General features: G+C 64.0%; 14 protein-coding genes and 1 pseudogene. 14 read left to right on the forward strand and 1 reads right to left on the reverse strand.

The features are described 5' to 3' along the window. From AC1DZU_RS15615 to AC1DZU_RS15640, 6 genes are all read left to right on the forward strand, one after another. Nucleotides 1-921: an ABC transporter permease gene (locus tag AC1DZU_RS15615; protein WP_477286035.1), complete on the forward strand. Its 921-nt coding sequence runs from the start codon at nt 1-3 to the stop codon at nt 919-921. After that, on the forward strand, nt 914-1,714 hold the full coding sequence (locus tag AC1DZU_RS15620; protein ID WP_477286037.1) for an ABC transporter permease: 801 nt from the start codon (nt 914-916) through the stop codon (nt 1,712-1,714). Before AC1DZU_RS15615 ends, AC1DZU_RS15620 begins: the two co-directional genes overlap by 8 nt. Before the next feature lie 24 nt (nt 1,715-1,738). Then, nucleotides 1,739-2,773 (forward strand): extracellular solute-binding protein, encoded by a 1,035-nt coding sequence (locus AC1DZU_RS15625; RefSeq protein ID WP_477286039.1) that lies wholly within the window; start codon nt 1,739-1,741, stop codon nt 2,771-2,773. An 85-nt stretch (nt 2,774-2,858) separates the two neighbouring features. Further along, on the forward strand, nt 2,859-4,055 hold the full coding sequence (locus AC1DZU_RS15630) for a serine hydrolase domain-containing protein (protein ID WP_477286041.1): 1,197 nt from the start codon (nt 2,859-2,861) through the stop codon (nt 4,053-4,055). A gap of 91 nt (nt 4,056-4,146) precedes the next feature. Beyond that, the gene (locus AC1DZU_RS15635) at nt 4,147-5,334 is read left to right on the forward strand and encodes a serine hydrolase domain-containing protein (RefSeq protein WP_477286043.1); all 1,188 of its coding nucleotides are present in this window, start codon (nt 4,147-4,149) and stop codon (nt 5,332-5,334) included. A 150-nt stretch (nt 5,335-5,484) separates the two neighbouring features. Next, nucleotides 5,485-7,809 (forward strand): Tex family protein, encoded by a 2,325-nt coding sequence (locus AC1DZU_RS15640; protein WP_477286088.1) that lies wholly within the window; start codon nt 5,485-5,487, stop codon nt 7,807-7,809. Here the strand turns inward: AC1DZU_RS15640 and AC1DZU_RS15645 are convergent, their stop codons facing one another. After that, a complete protein-coding gene (locus AC1DZU_RS15645) occupies nt 7,810-8,700 on the reverse strand; it encodes a LysR family transcriptional regulator (RefSeq protein ID WP_477286045.1) in 891 nt (296 codons plus the stop codon). A gap of 152 nt (nt 8,701-8,852) precedes the next feature. On the opposite strand from AC1DZU_RS15645, the gene AC1DZU_RS15650 reads away from it, so the two are divergent. The 8 genes and pseudogenes from AC1DZU_RS15650 to AC1DZU_RS15685 all read left to right on the forward strand — a co-directional run. After that, nucleotides 8,853-10,043 carry an acyl-CoA dehydrogenase gene (locus AC1DZU_RS15650; protein WP_477286047.1) on the forward strand — a complete coding sequence of 397 codons (1,191 nt, stop codon included), beginning with the start codon at nt 8,853-8,855 and terminating at the stop codon, nt 10,041-10,043. A gap of 112 nt (nt 10,044-10,155) precedes the next feature. Next, on the forward strand, nt 10,156-13,515 hold the full coding sequence (locus AC1DZU_RS15655; RefSeq protein ID WP_477286049.1) for a transglutaminase family protein: 3,360 nt from the start codon (nt 10,156-10,158) through the stop codon (nt 13,513-13,515). A 6-nt stretch (nt 13,516-13,521) separates the two neighbouring features. Then, the gene (locus AC1DZU_RS15660; RefSeq protein WP_477286051.1) at nt 13,522-15,933 is read left to right on the forward strand and encodes a circularly permuted type 2 ATP-grasp protein; all 2,412 of its coding nucleotides are present in this window, start codon (nt 13,522-13,524) and stop codon (nt 15,931-15,933) included. A gap of 67 nt (nt 15,934-16,000) precedes the next feature. Further along, nucleotides 16,001-16,885 (forward strand): transglutaminase family protein, encoded by an 885-nt coding sequence (locus AC1DZU_RS15665; protein ID WP_477286053.1) that lies wholly within the window; start codon nt 16,001-16,003, stop codon nt 16,883-16,885. A gap of 99 nt (nt 16,886-16,984) precedes the next feature. Next, a complete protein-coding gene (locus AC1DZU_RS15670) occupies nt 16,985-18,076 on the forward strand; it encodes a DNA topoisomerase IB (protein ID WP_477286056.1) in 1,092 nt (363 codons plus the stop codon). Between the two features lie 107 nt (nt 18,077-18,183). Further along, a complete protein-coding gene (locus AC1DZU_RS15675; protein WP_095084477.1) occupies nt 18,184-18,558 on the forward strand; it encodes a YciI family protein in 375 nt (124 codons plus the stop codon). Further along, nucleotides 18,555-19,829: an RNA polymerase sigma factor gene (locus AC1DZU_RS15680; RefSeq protein ID WP_477286058.1), complete on the forward strand. Its 1,275-nt coding sequence runs from the start codon at nt 18,555-18,557 to the stop codon at nt 19,827-19,829. The genes AC1DZU_RS15675 and AC1DZU_RS15680 overlap by 4 nt, the downstream gene beginning before the upstream one ends. 184 nt (nt 19,830-20,013) lie before the next feature. Further along, nucleotides 20,014-20,174: pseudogene (locus AC1DZU_RS15685) on the forward strand (aldehyde dehydrogenase family protein); the annotation flags it as partial.

Raw genomic sequence — 20,174 nt, forward strand, 5'->3', positions numbered from 1 at the left:
ATGGCGACCGCAGAGGAAGTCGCCAAGGCAGCAGAGCGACGCGATATCCGCGATCGCTGGCTTCTGTCAGCCCCAGCACTGCTGGTCATTTTTCTCGCCGCGACCGGCCCATTGCTGATCGTGCTTGTCTATTCGTTCCTGACGCCCGGCGCCTATGGCGACGTGAAGTGGCAGTTTTCATCCGATGCCTGGTTGTCGGTGTTCATGGAACGCGACATTTTTGACGATACGCTTTCTCTCGCGGCAGCGCATGTCACCATCTTCTGGCGCTCGATCAAGCTTGCCGTGGTGACCACGCTCGCCACATTGGCGCTCGGTTTCCCGACCGCCTATTTCATGGCGACACGCAGCGAAAAGACCAGGGATCTCTGGCTCTTCCTGATCACCATTCCGTTCTGGACCAACCTTCTGATCCGCACTTTTGCCGTGCTGCAGATCATCCGCAACGAAGGCATCGTCAACACGATCCTGCTCAAGCTCGGCATCATCTCGGCACCGATCCAGATCCTTTTCACCGATACGGCGATCCTGATCGGCATGGCCTATGTCTATCTGCCGCTGATGGTGCTGCCGATCTACGCCAGCATGGAGAAGCTCGATTTCCGGCTGGTCGAGGCGGGCTACGATCTCTACGCGACACGCTTCAAGGTGCTGCGGAAGATCATTTTCCCGCTGGTCAAACCCGGCGTCATCGCCGGCTCCATCCTGGTCTTCATTCCAGCACTCGGCGCCTATGTGACACCAAGCGTGCTTGGCGGCGGCAAGAATATGATGCTGTCCAACCTTATCGAATTGCAGTTCGGCCAAGGCCGCAACTGGCCGCTCGGTTCAGCGCTGTCGATCGCGGTCATGATCATCGTCATGGTGGCGCTGCTTGCCTATGTGCGCAATGCCGGCAAGTCGGGGGTGCGTCATGGCTAATCGCTTTTCCATCAAGCATCAGCCGGGATTCACGGCGATCGCCGCGACCTGCTTCGTCTTGCTCTACCTGCCCATCATCGTGCTGGTCGTCTATGCCTTCAATGCGGCGAACTCGACATCGGAATGGGGCGGCTTCTCGCTCAGATGGTTCCAGTCGGCGTGGCAGAACACGCAGGTCATCGATGCGACCCTGCGTTCGTTCCAGATCGGCGCCACCGCCGCGGTGTTCTCGACCATCTTCGCCACCATGGCGGCACTTGCCACGACCCGCACCGCCTCCTATCCCGGTCTCACCTTCAAATATGCGGCGATCAACCAGCCGCTGATGGTGCCCGAGATCGTCACCGGCGTGGCGTTGCTGATCTTCTTCTCGCGCATCAAGATCTTCACCGGCTATTCCGGCCTAGGTTACCTGATCGCCGCGCACACGGCGTTCTGCATTCCGTTCGCCTACCTGCCGATCCGGGCGCGGCTTGAGAACATGGACCTGACGCTGGAGCGTGCCGCCGCTGATCTTTACGCGACGCCATGGCGAACCTTCAGGCGCATCACGCTGCCGCTCCTGTGGCCCGGCATTCTGGCCGGACTGATGCTGGCTTTCGTCATCTCGCTCGACGATGTTGTCATCACGGAATTCGTCAAATCGGGCGGCCAGGACACGCTGCCCACCTACATGCTCGGCCAGATACGCCGCGGCATAACACCTGAGATAAACGCGATATCGACCGTGTTCCTGCTCTTGTCGGTCGCTATCGTGACGTTGTTCTTCTTCATCAGCAGGAAACGCGACTAAATCTGAAAAATGGGAGTTAACACCATGAACTGGAAGACAACTGCGACCGCCATGGGGTTGGCGCTGCTCGCATCGACGAGCCTGGCTCGCGCCGATGGCGAACTGAACATCTACAATTGGGGCAACTACACCAGCCCCGACGTGATCAAGAAGTTCGAAGCGAAATACAACATCAAGGTGACCATCACCGACTACGATTCCAACGACACCGCGCTTGCCAAGGTTCGCCAGGGCGGTACCGGTTTCGACATCGCGGTTCCGTCGCAGACCTACGTGCCGATCTGGATCAAGGAAGGCCTCGTTCTGGAGACCGATCCGGGCAAGATGGAGAACTTCAAGAATGTCGCGCCGGAATGGGCCAATCCTGATTTCGACCCGGGCCGCAAATATTCGGTGCCGTGGGCCCTGGGCACTGTCGGGGTGGTCGTCAACACCGACGCCTACAAGGGGCCGGCCGACAGCTGGGGCATCATCTTCAACACACCCGACGAGCTGAAGGGCAAGGTCAATGTCGTTCCCGAAATGAACGACGTCATCTTCGCCGCGATCAAGTATGTCGGCGGCCAGCAGTGCACCACCGACAAGGAAGTGCTGAAGAAAGTGCGCGACACGCTTGTCGCCGCCAAGCCGAACTGGATCGCGATGGAGTACAACACCATCGAGAAGATGGGCGCCGGCGATTTCAAGGCGACCAGCGACTGGAACGGATCGGCGCTGCGCCAGCGGCTAGCCAATCCGGCCATCCACTACAACTATCCGAAAGAAGGCTTTGGCCTGTGGAGCGACAATGTCGTCGTTCTGAAGGAGGCCAAGAATGTCGAGAACGCCAAACTGTTCCAGAACTTCATCATGGATCCGGAAAACGCGGCAGGTCTGTCGGCTTTCCACCGCTACGCCAACGCCATCACCGGCTCGGACAAGTACATGCCTGCCGACATGAAGGACGCACCGGAAGTTGTCATTCCGGCGGCCGACAAGCCGCATGCCGAGTTGCAGCAGATGTGCGCGCCGGAGATTCAGGACATCTACACCAAGATCTGGACCGAACTGCAGAAGTAACCGCGTTCGACGGACCCGGCGGCACACGCCGCCGGGTCCGTTTTGATGTTCATCGGGGCTTTCTTTCACGTTCACCGGGGCTTTCATGGACTCCTATCGCAATTCCGATCCGCGGCCGCCGATCATGCAGGGCTCGCCGCCGGCCATGGTTCTGCCCAAGCTCGACTGGGACCGGCCGCCATGGAACCGCTGGGCGTTCCAGCATGTCCGAGAGTTCCTGCCGACCGCCGAAGTCTGGCGCGGCAATGGCCATCGCCACCGTTTCGACCGCGCCGAAGTCGATCTCGACGGGCTGGCAGTGGAGGGCAGCACAGGCCAGCCGGCGACGCTCGCCGGATTGCTTGACGAGACCTATACGGACGGCTTCCTAGTGCTCAAGGACGGCAGGATAGCCTATGAGCGCTATTTCAACGGTATGGGCGAGCGGTCGCTGCATCTGTCGCAATCGATGGCCAAGTCGGTGACCGGCTCCGTGTTCGGCATCTTGGTCGGCCGCGGCCAGATCGATGCGGCCAGGCCGGTGACGGATTATCTGCCGGAATTGAGCGTCACCGGCTGGGCGGGCGCCAGCGTCCAGCACGTGCTCGACATGACGAGCGGGGTGCGTTTTTCCGAGGAGTACACCGACCGCTATTCGGACATCGGCCAGGTCGATGTCGCCACCGGCTGGAAACCGGTGCCGCCGGGCAGCGATCCGGCCTTTCGCTGGCCCTCGCACATGTTCGAACTGATCCTCGGCCTCACGGAAACGGTCCGCCCGCATGGTGCGGCCTTCGAATATCGCTCGATCGAGACCGATGTGCTCGCCTTCATCATGGAGCGGGTGACAGGCAAGCGTCTGCCACAGCTGGTATCGGAAGAACTCTGGCAAAAGCTCGGCGCTGATGAAAGCGCCTGTTTCACCGTCGACAGTGCCGGCTATGCGGTCGCCGATGGCGGCTTCAACGCGACGCTGCGCGACTATGGCCGCTTCGGCCAGCTGATCCTCGACAATGGCGGCGGCGTGGTGCCGGCCGACTGGATCGAGGCGACGCGCAACGGCAGGCACGGGCCGGACTTCAATCCCAGCCTGCCCGAAGGCAGCTATCGCAACCAGTTCTGGATCGAGGATCCGCGCTCGCGCGCGCTGATGTGCCGGGGCGTGTTCGGGCAGATGATCCACATCGACTGGAACACAAGTATGGTCGTGGTGAAGCTTTCGACCTATCCGGATTTCAGCAATGTCGCCTATTCGGTGGCGACGGTGAAGGCCGTGCATGCCATTGCCGCGGCGCTTGCCTGAGAGGCTGTTTGGAGACCAATCTGGCGGCCATCGCCGGAGCGACTTTCGAAACAGCCTCTAAGAAACCCAAAGAAATCCAGAAGGATACGCCATGACCGGCAAGACCGCGTTCGAGACCCGCTTCGGCTTCCGCCGCAATGAGGTGCTGCTCGCCAACTGGCGCGAAAACCCGTTCAACCGGTGGTCGTTCCAGAATCTCGGCGAACTGGTGCCTACGGCGCCCGTGGCGAGCTCGCCGGGTGGTGTCGAGGCGCCGATGCGGGATCTCAGCGGGCTGCTCGACGACAAGGTCACGATCGCCAGCGCGCCGGAGACGGTGGCGAATTTTCTCGCACGCTCGAGCACCGACGCGCTGACCGTGATGAAGGGTGGCAAGGTCATCGGCGACTGGTTCGCGCCGCATATGGATTTCGGCGCCCGCCACATCATCTTTTCGATCAGCAAGTCGCTCACCGCCATTGTCGCCGGCATATTGGAAGGCGAGGGCGTGTTCGACCCGGAAGCGCCGGTGACGCATTACATTCCGGAAGCCGCCGGCTCGGCCTATGCCGACGCGAGCGTGCGGCATGTGCTCGACATGAGCGTCAGCCTCGATTTCGAGGAGGCTTATCTCGATCCGGAAAGTGCCTTTGCCCGCTACCGCCGCGCCACGCTGTGGAATCCGGGCGGTGGCACCGAAAGCCTGCGCGAATTCATCCTGACCTTGCAGCGCCTTGCCGAGCCGCATGGCCAGACCTTCCGCTACCGCTCGCCCAATTCCGACCTGCTCGGCATCCTGCTCGAGCGCGCCTCGGGCCAGCGCTTCACCGACCTGATGCGCGAGAAACTGTGGCTGCCGCTCGGCGCCGTCAGCGAAGCCTCGATCGGCGTCGACATGGAAGGCACGGCGCGCACCGCCGGCGGCATTTCGGTGACGCCGCGCGACCTGGCGCGTGTCGGCGAGATGATGCGGCAAGGCGGCACGGCCAATGGCCGCCGCATCGTGCCGGAGGCATGGGTGCGCGATACGACCGTCACCGGCGGCAGTTCGGAAGCCTGGCAGCGCGGTGCGATGCTGCCGCTGTTTCCCAAGGGCCGCTATCGGAACAAATGGTACCAGACGGGTCTGCCGGGCGGCGCCTATTGCGGCATCGGCATCCACGGCCAATGGCTCTATGTCGATCCCAGGACCGAAATGGTGATCGCCAAGATGTCGTCGCAGCCGGAGCCGGTCGACGATCCCCTCGATGTCGAGATCGTCGCCTTCTTCGAGGCGCTGAGCCGGATGGTCTCAGCCTGACCCTAATCTCAGCACACCTTGGACCGCGCCTGATCGCCAAATCAGCGCGCGCTTTCCTGTGGACCCGCCGGGCTGATGAAAACGCGGCGGTTGGCGGACTGAATGTCTGCGCCTATGGTCGCCGCTCTTTTCGACGAGAGCAGGAACGACATGGCATCCGACATCAAGCGCATCGCAGCCATCATCGCGGCCGAGATCACCGCGCGGCCCGAACAGGCCGCAGCGGCGATCGAACTGCTGGACGAGGGCGCGACGGTGCCGTTCGTGGCACGCTACCGCAAGGAAGTGACAGGCGGGCTGGACGACACGCAATTGCGCCTGCTTTCGGAGCGTCTCGCCTATCTGCGCGAACTCGATGCGCGCCGCGACACCATTCTTGGTTCCATTCGCGAGCAGGGCAAGCTGACCGACGAGCTTGAAGGCAAGATCGTCGCCGCGACCACCAAGGCGGAGCTGGAAGATATCTATCTGCCCTACAAGCCCAAGCGGCGGACCAAGGCCGAAATCGCCAGGGAGCGCGGGCTGGGACCGCTGGCCGAAGCCATCCTTGCCGACCGTTCGCTGGTGCCGGCCGAACTGGCGCTGGCCTATGTCACCGACGAGGTGGCCGAAGCCAAGGCAGCGCTCGAGGGCGCACGCGACATCCTGTCGGAACAATTCGCCGAGAATGCCGACCTGGTTGGCAAACTGCGCACCTACATGAAGGAGCGCGCGTTCATGCGCGCCAGGGTGGTCGACGGCAAGCAGGAGGCCGGCGCGAAATTCTCCGATTATTTCGACCATATCGAGCGTTGGGCAAATGTGCCGAGCCACCGCGCGCTGGCGATGCTGCGCGGCCGCAACGAGGAAGTGCTGTCGCTCGACATCGAGGTCGATGCCGATGACACGTCGCCGGTGAAGCCGGTCGAGCGGATGATCGCTAATGCCTATGCCATCGGCGGCAGCCTGCCCGGCGACCGCTGGCTGATGGAGGTGGCGGGCTGGACCTGGCGCATCAAGCTTTCGCTGCACCTGACGCTCGATCTGATGCGCGATCTGCGCGAGCGGGCGGAAGAGGAAGCGATCCATGTCTTTGCCCGCAATCTCAAGGATCTGCTGCTGGCCGCGCCCGCCGGCTCGCGTGCCACCATGGGGCTCGATCCCGGCATCCGCACCGGCGTCAAGGTGGCGGTGGTCGACGGCACCGGCAAGGTACTGACGACGACGACGGTCTATCCGTTTCCGCCCAGGAACGATGTGCGCGGCACGCAGGCGGAGCTCGCAAAACTCATTCGCCTGCACAAGGTCGAGCTGATCTCGATCGGCAATGGCACCGGCAGCCGCGAGACGGAAAAGCTGGTGGCGGACATGCTGTCCGACATGCCGGCGGATGGTGGGCCGAAGCCGCTCAAGGTGATCGTCAGCGAAGCTGGCGCGTCGGTCTATTCGGCATCGGCGACGGCGGCGGCGGAATTCCCCGGTCTCGACGTGTCGCTGCGTGGCGCGGTGTCGATCGCCCGACGCCTGCAGGATCCGCTGGCCGAACTGGTCAAGATCGAGCCCAAGTCGATCGGCGTCGGCCAGTACCAGCACGATGTCGACCAGTACCGGCTTGGCCGCTCGCTGGAAGCGGTGGTCGAGGATGCGGTCAATGCTGTCGGCGTCGATCTCAACACCGCCTCGGCGCCGCTGCTGGCGCGCGTTTCGGGCCTTGGCGCATCGCTGGCCGACGCCATCGTGGCGCATCGTGATGCGACTGGACCGTTTGCCAGCCGCCGCGACCTGTTGAAGGTGCCGCGGCTCGGTCCCCGCGCCTTCGAGCAATCCGCCGGCTTCCTGCGCATTGCCAATGGCAGCGAGCCGCTCGATGCCTCGTCGGTGCATCCGGAAGCCTATGGCGTGGCCAAGAAGATCGTCGCCGCCTGCGGCCGCGACGTGCGCACACTGATGGGTGACAGTGCCGCGCTCAAGGCGCTCGATCCGCGTGTCTTCGTCGATGAGCGATTCGGCTTGCCGACGGTGCGCGACATCCTGGCGGAGCTGGAAAAGCCCGGCCGCGATCCGCGCCCCGGTTTCAAGACGGCGACCTTCGCCGACGGCATCGACGACATCAAGGATTTGAAGCCCGGCATGTTGCTGGAAGGCACCGTCACCAATGTCGCCGCCTTCGGCGCCTTCGTCGATATCGGCGTGCATCAGGACGGGCTGGTGCATGTCTCGCAACTGGCCGACCGTTTCATCAAGGACGCGCATGAGGTGGTCAAGGCAGGTGACGTGGTCAAGGTGCGTGTCGTCGATGTCGACATCAAGCGCAAGCGCATCGCCCTTTCCATGCGCAGGGATGGTGGTGAGGGCGGCGCCTCGAGGGGCGGGCCGCGTGACACCACGGGTGGCAAGCCAGCGCCGCGTTCGCCCGTGCCGCAGCGCCAGCCGGAACGGCCGGCGCAGCAAGGTGCGTTCGGCGCAGCTTTGGCCGACGCGCTGAAGCGGAAGTAGCTACTCGGCCAGGTGATTGAGCAGCCAGTCGCGAAAGCTGGCGACCGGCGGGTGGCCGCGCTTGTCGTGCGGGACGACGAGATAGTAGGCGCTGCGGCTTTGCATGGGCTGGCCGGGCGCGGGCACCAGTTGGCCACGCTGCAATTCGCCTGCGATGAGGATCAGCGGCAGCAAGGCGACGCCGAGCCCTGCCATGCAGGCCTGGGCGGCGGTGCCGAACTGTTCGAACTGCATTCCCGGTCCGGTCGGCGCGCTCAGGCCCTGGTGCTCGAACCATTCGGTCCAGGCGCCAGGGCGCGTCGCCATGTGCAGCAGCGGCAAGCGGCCGATATCGGCCGGTGTGGCGATGGCGCGGCCGGCGAGGAATTCGGGCGACACGACCGGCGCCACCGTTTCACGCACCAGCAGCGTCGAGTCGGCCTCCGGCCAGTCCGGCAGGCCGTAGTGGATGGCGGCATCCAGCCGCTCGCGGGCGAAGTCGAAGCGGCCGACGCGGGTGACGAAGTTGATGGTGATATCGGGATTGCTTTCGACGAAATCGGGGATCATCGGCATCAGCCAGCGCGTGCCGAAGGTTGGCAAGATAGCAAGGTTCAGGATGCCACTATGCCGATTGCTCATCAATCCAAGGGCGGCGTCACGCAATTGGCCAAGCGCCGACCGCACCGCGTCGGCGTAGATTTCGCCCGCCGTCGACAGCCTGACATTGCGGCTGTCGCGTTCGAACAGCCGGCGGCCGAACTGCTCCTCCAGCAGCCTGATCTGCCGGCTGACTGCGCCCTGGGTCAGATCGAGTTCCTGGGCGGCGGCGGTGAAACTGCCAAGGCGGGCCACCGCCTCGAAGGCGGCAAGGGCGCTGATGTTGGGCAGGAGACGGCGCTGGACACTCATAATCCATTACTAACGCTCATTGATCGGCGAAGCAATTTCGTTTGATTTTTTCGGACCGCGGGTCGATAAGCCGGGCCAAGATTTTGCTCATGCGTGTCGTCATCCCAAACCGCTGACACTTTTGGGCGACTTGCATCAGTTGGGAGAGAGACATGGCCGCCGACAAGAATGCATTCGTCTGGGAAGACCCGTTCCTGATCGAGGACCAGCTTTCGGAAGACGAGCGCATGGTGCGCGATGGTGCCGCGGCCTTCGCCGCCGACAAGCTGGCGCCGCGGATCGAGGACGCCTATCTCAACGAGACCTTCGACACGGCGATCTTTCGCGAAATGGGCGAGGCCGGCCTGCTCGGCATCACCATTCCCGAGGAGTTTGGCGGGCTTGGTGCCAACTACGTGACCTACGGACTGGTCGCGCGGGAAGTCGAACGTGTCGACTCGGGTTACCGCTCGATGATGAGCGTGCAGTCGTCGCTGGTGATGTATCCGATCTACGCCTATGGCTCCGAGGAGCAGCGCAAGAAGTACCTGCCCAAGCTCGCCAGCGGAGAATGGATCGGCTGTTTCGGCCTGACCGAGCCGGATGCCGGCTCCGACCCGGGCGGCATGAAGACGCGCGCCGAGAAGACGGCCAACGGCTACAGGCTCTCCGGCTCGAAGATGTGGATTTCCAACTCGCCGGTCGCCGATGTGTTCGTCGTCTGGGCGAAATCTTCAGCGCATGACAACCAGATCCGTGGTTTCGTGCTGGAAAAGGGCATGAAGGGGCTTTCGGCGCCGAAGATCGGCGGCAAGCTGTCGCTGCGGGCTTCAATCACCGGCGAAGTGGTGATGGAAGGCGTCGAGGTCGGCGAGGACGCGCTTCTGCCCAACGCCAAGGGCCTTGGCGGCCCGTTCGGCTGCCTCAACCGCGCCCGCTTCGGCATTTCCTGGGGCTCGATGGGTGCCGCTGAAGATTGCTGGCACCGCGCCCGCCAGTACGGTCTCGACCGCAAGCAATTCGGTAAGCCGCTGGCCGGCACGCAGCTTTACCAGAAGAAGCTCGCCGACATGCAGACCGAGATCGCGCTTGGATTGCAGGCTAGCCTGCGGGTAGGGCGGTTGCTGGATGAAGGCAAGATGGCGCCGGAGATGATCTCGATCGTCAAGCGCAACAATTGCGGCAAGGCGCTCGACATCGCCCGCCAGGCCCGCGACATGCATGGCGGCAACGGCATCCAGATCGGCTACCACGTCATGCGCCACGCGCAGAATCTGGAGACCGTCAACACCTATGAAGGCACGCATGACGTGCATGCGCTGATCCTTGGACGGGCGCAGACGGGCCTGCAGGCGTTTTTCTAAGCCGGCAACACCTGCTTAAATTAGGTGCACCGCAACATCTCTGCTTGGAGAATGGCCGCCATTTGTGTCAGGGTTCAGCGAATTCGTTTGAAACGCTGAATTCCGGGGCCCCATGGCAATTCTGGCAGCTGTCTACCACCTGACCCATTACAAATATGACCGGCCGGTTGTTCTCGGGCCGCAGATCATCAGGCTGCAGCCGGCGCCGCATTCCCGCACCAAGGTGTTGAGCCATTCGCTGAAGGTCGAGCCGGCAAACCACTTCGTCAATCTGCAGCAGGATCCCTACGGCAACTTCCTCGCCCGTTTCGTTTTTCCCGAGCCGGTGACGGAACTGAAGATCGAGGTCGATCTCGTCGCCGACATGACGGTCTACAATCCTTTCGATTTCTTCGTCGAGCCGTCAGCCGAGGCGTTTCCGTTCGAGTATCCGGAAGAGATCCGCGACGATCTCGCCATCTACCGCACGCCGGAGCCGGCAGGTCCGCTGCTTTCAGCCTTGCTTGGGACCATCGACCGCAGCGCAAAGAATACCGTCAATTTCCTCGTCGATCTGAATGCCCGGCTGCAGCGCGAAATCGCCTATATCGTGCGCATGGAGACTGGCGTGTTCTCGCCGGAAGAGACGCTGGCCGCGAAAAAAGGCTCGTGCCGCGATTCAAGCTGGCTGCTGGTGCAGATCTTGCGCAATCTCGGCATCGCCGCGCGCTTCGTGTCCGGCTATCTGATCCAGCTCAAGCCGGATCTCGTCGCATTGGACGGACCGCCGGGAACGGCGATAGACTTCACCGATCTGCATGCCTGGTGCGAGGTCTATCTTCCCGGCGCCGGCTGGATCGGCTTCGATCCGACCTCCGGCCTACTCACCGGCGAGAGCCATGTGCCGCTCGCCGCCACGCCGCATTTCCGCAATGCGGCGCCGATTTCCGGCATGGCGAGCTTTGCCAATGTCGATTTCGGCTTCGAGATGCGGGTCGATCGCATCGCCGAACATCCGCGCATCACCAAGCCGTTCTCGGATGAAAGCTGGCAGGCGCTCGATGCACTCGGCAACAAGGTAGATGCAGCGCTTGCGGAAGGGGACGTGCGGCTGACGATGGGCGGCGAGCCGACCTTCGTCTCGATCGACGATTTCGAATCCGCGGAGTGGAACACCGCTGCCGTCGGGCCGACCAAGCGCGAAAAGGCCGATGCGCTGATCCGACGGCTGCGCGAGCGCTTCGCCCCGGGCGGCTTTCTCCACTACGGCCAGGGCAAATGGTATCCGGGCGAGAGCCTGCCGCGCTGGACCTTCTCGCTCTACTGGCGCGCCGACGGGGAGCCGGTGTGGAGCGACCCGTCGCTGATCGCGCGTGAAAAAAGCGCGGCCGATGTCGGGCCGAAACAGGCCGAAGACCTGCTGACGGCGATTGCCGGCGAACTCGGCATCGAAAAATCCATGGTCAGCGAAGCCTATGAGGATCCGGCCGAATGGCTGCTCAAGGAAGGCAAGCTGCCGGACAATGTCGATCCGTCCAACTCCAAGCTGGAGGATCCGGAAGAGCGTAGCCGCATGGCGAAAGTCTTCGAACGCGGGCTGACCAAGCCGTCCGGTTACGTGCTGCCGGTACAGCGCTGGAACAGCCAGGCGTCGGGACCACGCTGGCGTTCGGAAAAGTGGAAGACGCGGCGCGGCCGGCTGTTCCTGGTGCCGGGAGATTCCCCGGTCGGCTATCGCTTGCCGCTTGGCACGCTTCCCTATGTGCCGCCGGCGCAGTTCCCTTATATCGTGCCGGTCGATCCGTCGCTGCCGCGCGGGCCGCTGCCGGCGCGCGATGCGATCCTGCCCGAATCGGCTCCGGCCGAACTCGAAGGCGCCGACGAAATGGCGCGCCGCCAGCAGGCGGTGTCGTTCACCGCGGCAAGCGGCCAACAGGACCGGGTCGAGCAAGAAATCACCGAGATCGGCGGCGCGGTGCGCACCGCACTCTCGGTCGAGCCGCGCGACGGGCGGCTCTGCGTGTTCATGCCGCCGGTCGAGGCGCTGGAAGACTATCTCGAACTCGTCGCTGCCGCCGAGAATGCAGCGCGGGCGATCGGCCTGCCGGTGCATATCGAAGGCTATGGTCCGCCGCACGATCCGCGCCTCAACGTCATCCGCGTCGCGCCCGATCCCGGTGTCATCGAGGTCAACATCCATCCCGCCGCCAACTGGCGGGATTGCGTTGCGACGACGACGGCGATCTACGAAGAGGCGCGTCAGACCCGGCTTGGCGCCGACAAGTTCATGATCGACGGACGCCACACCGGCACGGGTGGCGGCAATCATGTTGTCGTCGGTGGCGCGACACCCAATGACAGCCCGTTCCTGCGCCGGCCCGATTTGTTGAAGAGCCTGGTGCTGCAGTGGCAGCGGCATCCGTCGCTGTCCTATCTGTTCTCCGGCCTGTTCATCGGCCCGACCAGCCAGGCGCCGCGCTTCGACGAGGCGCGTCACGACTCGCTCTACGAGCTTGAGATCGCGATGGCGCAGGTGCCGCATCCCGACCAGGGCGCGGCACCCTTGCCGTGGCTGGTCGACCGTCTGTTCCGCAACCTGTTGACCGATGTCACGGGCAATACGCACCGCTCGGAAATCTGCATCGACAAGCTGTTCTCGCCGGACGGACCGACCGGTCGGCTCGGCCTGGTCGAGTTCCGCGGCTTCGAGATGCCGCCCAATGCGCGCATGAGCTTGGCGCAGCAGCTCTTGGTCCGTGCCATTATTGCCCGCGCGTGGAAGAACCCGCTCGACGGCCGCTTCGTGCGCTGGGGCACCTCGCTGCATGATCGTTTCATGCTGCCGCACCATGTCTGGGCGGATTTTCTCGACGTGCTCGACGATCTCAAGCTCAGCGGCTTCGAGTTCCGTCCGGAATGGTTCGATGCTCAGCTCGAATTCCGCTTCCCGTTCTGCGGCGAGGTTCAGCACGCCGGCATCAAGCTGGAACTGCGGCAGGCGCTCGAGCCGTGGCACGTGATGGGCGAGCAAGGGGCGATCGGCGGCACAGTGCGCTTCGTCGATTCCTCGGTCGAACGGCTGCAGGTCAAGACCGAGGGGCTGAACCCCGAACGTCATGCGGTGGTCTGCAACGGCCGCATCGTGCCGATGAAAGTCACCGACAATCGCGAAGTGGCGGTGGCGGGCGTCCGCTTCAAGGCGTGGCAGCCGGCTTCGGGCCTGCATCCGGCACTGCCGGTCAACACCCCGCTGGTCTTCGACATCTACGATCGCTGGTCGGGCCGGGCGGTCGGCGGCTGCGTCTACCATGTCGCCCATCCCGGTGGGCGCAACTACGATACGTTCCCGGTCAACGGCAACGAGGCGGAAGCACGGCGGCTCGCCCGCTTCGAACCGCGCGGCCATACGCCGTCCGGCTATGTGCTGCGTGAGGAACAACCGGCGGAAGATTTCCCGATGACCCTTGACCTTCGGCGGCCGGCAAGACTCTGATCAACGATGGCAAAGGGGAATCACAAGAGGGTACGCGGCAAGCCGCAGGTCCACAGCCTGCTGGAGCACTACCAGCCGATCGACGGCGTCGTCGACGAGATGGTCGACGCCTCAGGCAATCCCCGCCCGGTTTGGAAGCACTTCATCGAGGCGCTCGACGAACTGGGGGCTGAAAAGCTCGGCCAGCGCTTCGCCCGCGCCGACCAGTATCTGCGCGACGCCGGCGTCTATTATCGCGTGTATGACAAGGCCGGCGCCAATGAGCGCGAATGGCCGCTGGCGCATGTCCCGGTTCTGATCGAAGAGGGCGAGTGGGCCGCGATCAGCGCCGGCCTCGTGCAGCGTGCCGAACTGTTCGAAGAGACGATTGCCGATATTTACGGGCCAAACCGGCTGGTCGAAAAAGGCATCTTGCCGGCAGGATTGATCGCGGCCAGCCCCGAATATTTGCGGCCTGTCGTCGGCACCAGGCCGGCTGGCGGCCATTTCCTGCATTTCTGCGCTTTCGAGCTCGGCCGTGGACCCGACGGCCAGTGGTGGGTGCTGGGCGACCGCACCCAGGCGCCATCCGGCGCCGGCTTTGCGCTGGAGAACCGCGTCGCCACCACACGCGCGCTGTCCGATATCTATGGCGAGATGCATGTGCATCGCCTTGCCGGCTTCTTCCGCCGTTTTCGCGATGCTCTGATCGGCATGGCCAAGGAAACCGAAGGCCGTGTCGCCATCCTGACGCCGGGGCCGCTCAACGAAACCTATTACGAACACGCCTATATCGCCCGCTATCTCGGCATCATGCTGCTCGAGGGCGAGGACCTCACCGTTTCCGGCGGCAGGCTGATGGTGCGCACGGTTTCCGGCCTGATGCCGATCAGCGTGTTGTGGCGGCGGCTTGACGCAGCCTTCGCCGATCCGCTTGAACTGCGCTCGGATTCGCAGATCGGCACGCCTGGCCTGGTCGAGGCGATCCGCCAGGGCGCGGTCGCGACCGTCAATGCGCTTGGCTCCGGCCTGATGGAAACGCGCGCGCTGCTCGCCTTCCTGCCCAAGATTTCACGTGCCTTGCGGGGCGAGGAATTGCTGCTGCCGAGCGTCGCGACATGGTGGTGCGGGCAGGCGACCGAGCGCGCGCATGTGCTGGCCAATATCGACCGCATGGTGATCGGTCCGGCGCTGTCGACACGGCTTGCCTTCGAGGATGACGATTCGACGAAGCTCGGCTCGGCGCTGTCCGCCGGGGAGCGGGCGGAGCTGGTGGCGCGCATCGAACGTGAAGGCGGTGCCTTCGTCGGCCAGGAGGCGGTGACGCTTTCGACGACACCCGTCTTTGTCGGCGGCTGGCTGGAGCCGCGGCCGGCGAGCCTGCGCGTCTACCTGGCGCGAACGCCCGAGGGCTGGACGGTGATGCCGGGCGGTTTTGCCCGCGTCGGCCTGTCGCTTGACCCGACGGCGATCGCCATGCAGCGCGGCGGCCAGGCGGCGGACGTCTGGGTGGTCAGCGACAGGCCGGTGGAGCGCGAAACGCTGCTGCCGCAAGAGAGCGACAGCTTCAGCCGCACCAGGCCGGGCAGCCTGCCCAGCCGCGCGGCGGAAAACCTGACCTGGCTCGGCCGCTATATCGAACGCTCGGAAGATACGGTGCGCATCTTGCGCGCCTATCATGTGCGGCTCGCCGAGACCTCCGACCCTGACATGCCGCTGCTCGCCGACATCAGGGATTATCTCGAACCGTTCGGCATCGACGTCGAGACGGCGATCCCGTCGGGGCTGATCGGCACGCTGGATAGTGCGGTCTACAGCGCCGGGCAGATCCGCGACCGCTTTTCACCTGATGGCTGGCTGGCGCTCAAGGACCTGTCGAAGACCATCCATCAGTTCGCAACCACGGTGGCGCCGGGCGACGACGCGACACGGGCCATGACGGTCATCCTGCGCAAGCTCGCCGGCTTCTCCGGCCTGCTGCACGAGAACATGTACCGCTTCGCGGGCTGGCGTTTCCTGGAGATCGGCCGACGGCTGGAGCGCGGCATCCAGATCGCCCGCACGCTGTCCCGGCTGACCAGCGCCAAGGCGCCGGACGGCGCGCTCGACATGATGCTGGAGATCGGCGACAGCGTGATGACCCACCGCCGGCAATATCCGGTGCAGGCCGGCCGGCGCACGGTGATCGATCTCTTGGCGCTCGACCCGCTTAACCCGCGCTCCATCCTGTTCCAGCTCGAACGGCTGAAGGCCGAGATCGGCCTGTTGCCGTCGCTCGGCGGCGAGGGGCACATGTCGCCGGCGGCGAAGGAGATCCTGCAGCTCAACACCCAGATCGCCATCAAGGAGCCTTCGGACATGACGGCAAAGGCGCTGGACGATCTCGCCTATGAAATCGGCGGCCTCTACAACAGCCTCGCCAAAGCCTATTTCGGCTAGGCAGGTTCCGCAAAAGGGTCACATGGTTTTGCGACAAGACCCTGCGCCAAGACAAGAAAAGTAGCGCATGCTTTACGATATCCGGCTCCATCTCCATTACGACTATGCCGCGGCGGCCGGCGGCGGCCGCCACCAGATCCGCGTGCTGCCATCGACGATTTCCGGAGTACAGCGCGTCATCGCCGCGTCATTGTCCTTTGCGCCGGCGCCCAACGAGCGTTCGGATTTTTTGGACTTCTTCGGCAACAACGTCACCTCGATCGCCTTTCGCGACGCGCATGACGCGCTCGACATCCGGATGAGCGCACGCGTATCGGTGTCGCGGCCCGAGCCCGGGCTCGACGTGTCGCCCGATATCGGCCGGCTCAGGCAGGAGCTCGCAGCGGTGCGGTCGCTGGCGCCTGATGCACCGCATCATTTCCTGACGGGCAGCACCCATGCCGGCCTCGATGGTGCGATCACCCTCTATGCGCAAGGCAGCGTCGGCGGGTCGGCCGCCGGAACGGCGATGGACCTGTGCAATCGCATCCATCGCGATTTCACCTATGACGGCGAGGCGACGACGGTGCGGACCCGGGCCAGCGACGCCTTCAGGCTGAAGCGCGGCGTCTGCCAGGATTTTTCGCACATCATGATCGCCGGCCTGCGCGGGCTTGGTATTCCGGCCGGCTATGTCAGCGGCTTCCTGCGCACCATCCCACCGAAAGGCAAGCCTCGGCTGGAAGGCGCCGATGCCATGCATGCCTGGGTCAAGGTCTGGTGCGGGCGCGACGCCGGCTGGCAGGAATTCGATCCGACCAACGGCATGCGGGCCAGCAACGACCACATCACCGTCGGCTACGGCCGCGACTATTCGGACGTGGCGCCGATCGTCGGCGTCCTCAAGACCACCGGCGGACAGGTCGGCGAACAGGCTGTCGACGTCATTCCGGTCGTGCTCGAAAAAGCCTGAAAGCAGGCTCGGCGCCAGCGCTGTCGCCGGCTTTTCGCACGACCTTTGGAACCAGCAATCGGCCCGCAGCTTATCTACGGATATTTGCGTGGAGCAGACATGCTGCAAAAATCCGGATCGTCGCACGGCCGGCCGGCTGACGAAGATGCTGTGCCGAAGAACGGGGCGCAAACCTCGGCCGATCATGCATCGCTTACCTATGTCAGCGATGCCGAGCCCGGCATAAGGCGGCTTAAGACAGGCAAGGGGTTTTCCTACAAGGGACCGGACGGGCGGCCAGTTCCCGACGTCACGCGGGCGCGCATCGAGGCTATCGTCATTCCGCCAGCCTGGACGGATGTGTGGATTTCGCCGGACGCCGACGGCCATATCCTGGCGACCGGCAGGGACCAGCGCGGACGCAAGCAATACCGCTACCATCCGCATTGGGCCGAAGAACGCGACGGCGCCAAATATTCTAGCCTTGTCGCCTTTGCCGAAAGCCTGCCGGCCCTGCGGCGCCGGATCGACAGCGATCTGCGCCGTCGCGGCCTGCCGCTGGAGCGTGTCGTCGCCGCCGTCGTCTGGCTGCTCGACAACACGATGATCCGCGTCGGCAACGCCGCCTACGCCCGCGACAACAAGAGTTTCGGGCTGACCACATTGCGCGACCGCCACGTCGACATCGTCGGTTCAAGCCTGCGCTTCGCCTTCAAGGGAAAGTCCGGCAAGGAGTGGAAGCTCAAGCTGGTCGATCGCCGCATCGCCGGGATCGTGCGCGGCGCACAGGACCTGCCCGGCCAAAAACTGTTCCAGTATCTCGACGAAGACGGCAACAGGCGGCCGGTCCGTTCAGAGGACGTCAACTGCTATATCAGGGAGGCCGTTGGCGATGCGTTCAGCTCCAAGCACTTCCGCACCTGGGGCGGCACCATCCACGCCGCGTCACTGTTTGCGCAGGCGGAATTGCCGGAAAGCCAGGCGCAGCAAAAGCGGGTGATGAACAGCCTCATCGACAAGGTCGCCGAGCGACTGGGCAATACGCGCGCCGTCTGCCGCAAATGCTATATCCATCCGCAGGTGTTCGAGGCCTGGTCGCAAGGACGATTGCTCGACGACATGGCGCAAGCCAACAAGCGCAAGCGCTCGATAGAGGGCCTCGATGGCGAGGAAGCTCTCGTGCTGAGATGGCTGAAGGTGCGCGAAAGCTAACCGGCGGCAAGGGCGGTTACCAAATGCGCGGCACCCAGATTTTTTTATCGACGTCGTGTCGGGATCGGTCCTAGTGTTTCGTCCTTTGACAGAGAAAAGGACCAACCATGCTCTACGCAATCCTCTGCTATGCCTCCGAAGACGTCGTCAGCTCGTGGAGCAAGGCGCAGGACGATGAAGTCATAGGCAAGCTTCTCAACGTTCAGGAAAAGTACGTCCAGGCCGGACGACTTGGCCCAGTGGCGCGGCTGTTGCCGACCACGGCGGCAACGACGCTGAGAAAGGTCAAGGGCGAAGCCGTCGTCATCGACGGGCCTTTCGCGGAGACCAAGGAGCAATTCCTCGGCTTCTACACGCTCGAATGCGCAGATTTGGACGAGGCTGTCGAGTTCGCTCGTGAACTGTCCGACGTCAACCCGAGCGGCGGCTCCTACGAGATCCGGCCGGTTCAGATGTTTCACACCAACAAGATTCCCGCATGACCGAACTCGCCTGGATAAGCTCGACAATCAACACCGCCCGTCCGCAGGCGATGGGCGCGCTGCTGCGTTATTTCCGCGATCTCGATACGGCGGAGGAAGCTTTCCAGGATGCGTGTCTCAGAGCCCTGAAGAACTGGCCGCAGAACGGGCCGCCGCGTGACCCGGCGGCCTGGCTGATCTTTGTCGGCCGCAACAGCGGCATCGATGCGGTGCGCAAGCGTGCCAAGCAGGCGCCGATGCCGGAGGAAGAGCAGATCTCCGACCTGGAAGATGCCGAGAGCGATATGGCCGAGCGGCTGGACGGCGCGCATTACCGCGACGACATCTTGCGGCTGCTGTTCATTTGCTGTCATCCCGATCTGTCGCCGACGCAGCAGATCGCGGTGGCGCTGCGCATCGTCTCGGGCATCACCGTCAAGCAGATCGCGCGCGCCTTCCTGGTCGGCGAAAGCGCCATGGAACAGCGCATCACCCGCGCCAAGGCGCGCATTGCCGACGCCGGCGTGCCGTTCGAGACGCCGGGCGCGGTCGAGCGCTCGGAACGGCTCGCCGCTGTCGCCGCCATGGTCTACCTGATCTTCAACGAGGGCTACTCGACCAACAGGGGCGAGGCGCCGGCGCGCGCACCGCTGTGCGAGGAGGCGATCCGGCTGGCGCGGCTTTTGCTCAGGCTGTTCCAGACCGAGCCGGAGATCATGGGACTGACGGCGCTGTTGCTGCTGCAGCATGCGCGTGCGCCGGCCCGTTTCGACGAAGACGGCGAGATCGTGCTGCTCGAGGATCAGGATCGCGGCCTGTGGAGCCGCAAGATGATCGACGAGGGGTTGGCGCTGGTCGACAAGGCGCTGCGCCATCGCCAGCCCGGCCCCTACCAGGTGCAGGCCGCGATTGCCGCGCTGCATGCGCGGGCCGAGAAGGCCGAGGACACCGACTGGGTGGAGATCGACCTGCTCTACGGCCTGCTCGAACAGATGCAGCCGTCGCCGGTGATCACGCTCAACCGCGCGGTCGCGGTCTCAAAGGTGCGTGGACCGGCGGAGGCGCTCGCCATGATCGAGCCGCTCGAACAGAGGCTTTCCGGCTATTTCCACTTCTTCGGCCTCAAGGGTGGCCTATTGATGCAGCTTGACCGGGGCGAAGAGGCGCGTGTCGCCTTCGACCGCGCCATCGCGCTTGCCAACACGGCCGCGGAAGCCGCCCATATCCGCATGCATATCGACCGGCTGATGAAAGACGGTGCCGTACGGGGACCTGCCCGCACGGCGAAATGACTGACTTTTGGTCTGGTTCAACGGTCTGCTCTCGGCTTGGACCATGCCGGGGTGGCGATTTTCCCCTGGAACGAGTAATGCCACGCCATGACAGTGCCTGAGGTGCCTTTCGGCACGCGGGCGACATGGCGCAAGGCTTGACCCCGCGCCATATGATGGCGACGGGATCTGAAAGGGACAAAAAATGACCATTGCGAAGGAAACGGCCGCGCTTCTTGCGAAACTGGGTGTGGCCAAGGACGCGCTTGTCGGCGGCGACCTGATCGTGCGCAGCCCGGTGACGGGTGAGCAGATCGCGGCGCTGAAGACGATCTCGCCGGCCGACGCGGCCAAGACCATCGATGC

It is taken from the genome of Mesorhizobium sp. P2_A12 (assembly GCF_056405075.1).

Excerpts from the sequence above, each read along its gene's own strand:
- AC1DZU_RS15620 (WP_477286037.1), top strand. The coding sequence starts at position 914 with ATGGCTAATCGCTTTTCCATCAAGCATCAGCCGGGATTCACGGCGATC.
- AC1DZU_RS15660 (WP_477286051.1), top strand. The coding sequence starts at position 13,522 with ATGGCAAAGGGGAATCACAAGAGGGTACGCGGCAAGCCGCAGGTCCAC.
- AC1DZU_RS15625 (WP_477286039.1), top strand. The coding sequence starts at position 1,739 with ATGAACTGGAAGACAACTGCGACCGCCATGGGGTTGGCGCTGCTCGCA.
- AC1DZU_RS15675 (WP_095084477.1), top strand. The coding sequence starts at position 18,184 with ATGCTCTACGCAATCCTCTGCTATGCCTCCGAAGACGTCGTCAGCTCG.
- AC1DZU_RS15670 (WP_477286056.1), top strand. The coding sequence starts at position 16,985 with ATGCTGCAAAAATCCGGATCGTCGCACGGCCGGCCGGCTGACGAAGAT.
- AC1DZU_RS15635 (WP_477286043.1), top strand. The coding sequence starts at position 4,147 with ATGACCGGCAAGACCGCGTTCGAGACCCGCTTCGGCTTCCGCCGCAAT.
- AC1DZU_RS15630 (WP_477286041.1), top strand. The coding sequence starts at position 2,859 with ATGGACTCCTATCGCAATTCCGATCCGCGGCCGCCGATCATGCAGGGC.
- AC1DZU_RS15665 (WP_477286053.1), top strand. The coding sequence starts at position 16,001 with ATGCTTTACGATATCCGGCTCCATCTCCATTACGACTATGCCGCGGCG.
- AC1DZU_RS15650 (WP_477286047.1), top strand. The coding sequence starts at position 8,853 with ATGGCCGCCGACAAGAATGCATTCGTCTGGGAAGACCCGTTCCTGATC.
- AC1DZU_RS15615 (WP_477286035.1), top strand. The coding sequence starts at position 1 with ATGGCGACCGCAGAGGAAGTCGCCAAGGCAGCAGAGCGACGCGATATC.
- AC1DZU_RS15655 (WP_477286049.1), top strand. The coding sequence starts at position 10,156 with ATGGCAATTCTGGCAGCTGTCTACCACCTGACCCATTACAAATATGAC.
- AC1DZU_RS15680 (WP_477286058.1), top strand. The coding sequence starts at position 18,555 with ATGACCGAACTCGCCTGGATAAGCTCGACAATCAACACCGCCCGTCCG.
- AC1DZU_RS15645 (WP_477286045.1), bottom strand. The coding sequence starts at position 8,700 with ATGAGTGTCCAGCGCCGTCTCCTGCCCAACATCAGCGCCCTTGCCGCC.
- AC1DZU_RS15640 (WP_477286088.1), top strand. The coding sequence starts at position 5,485 with ATGGCATCCGACATCAAGCGCATCGCAGCCATCATCGCGGCCGAGATC.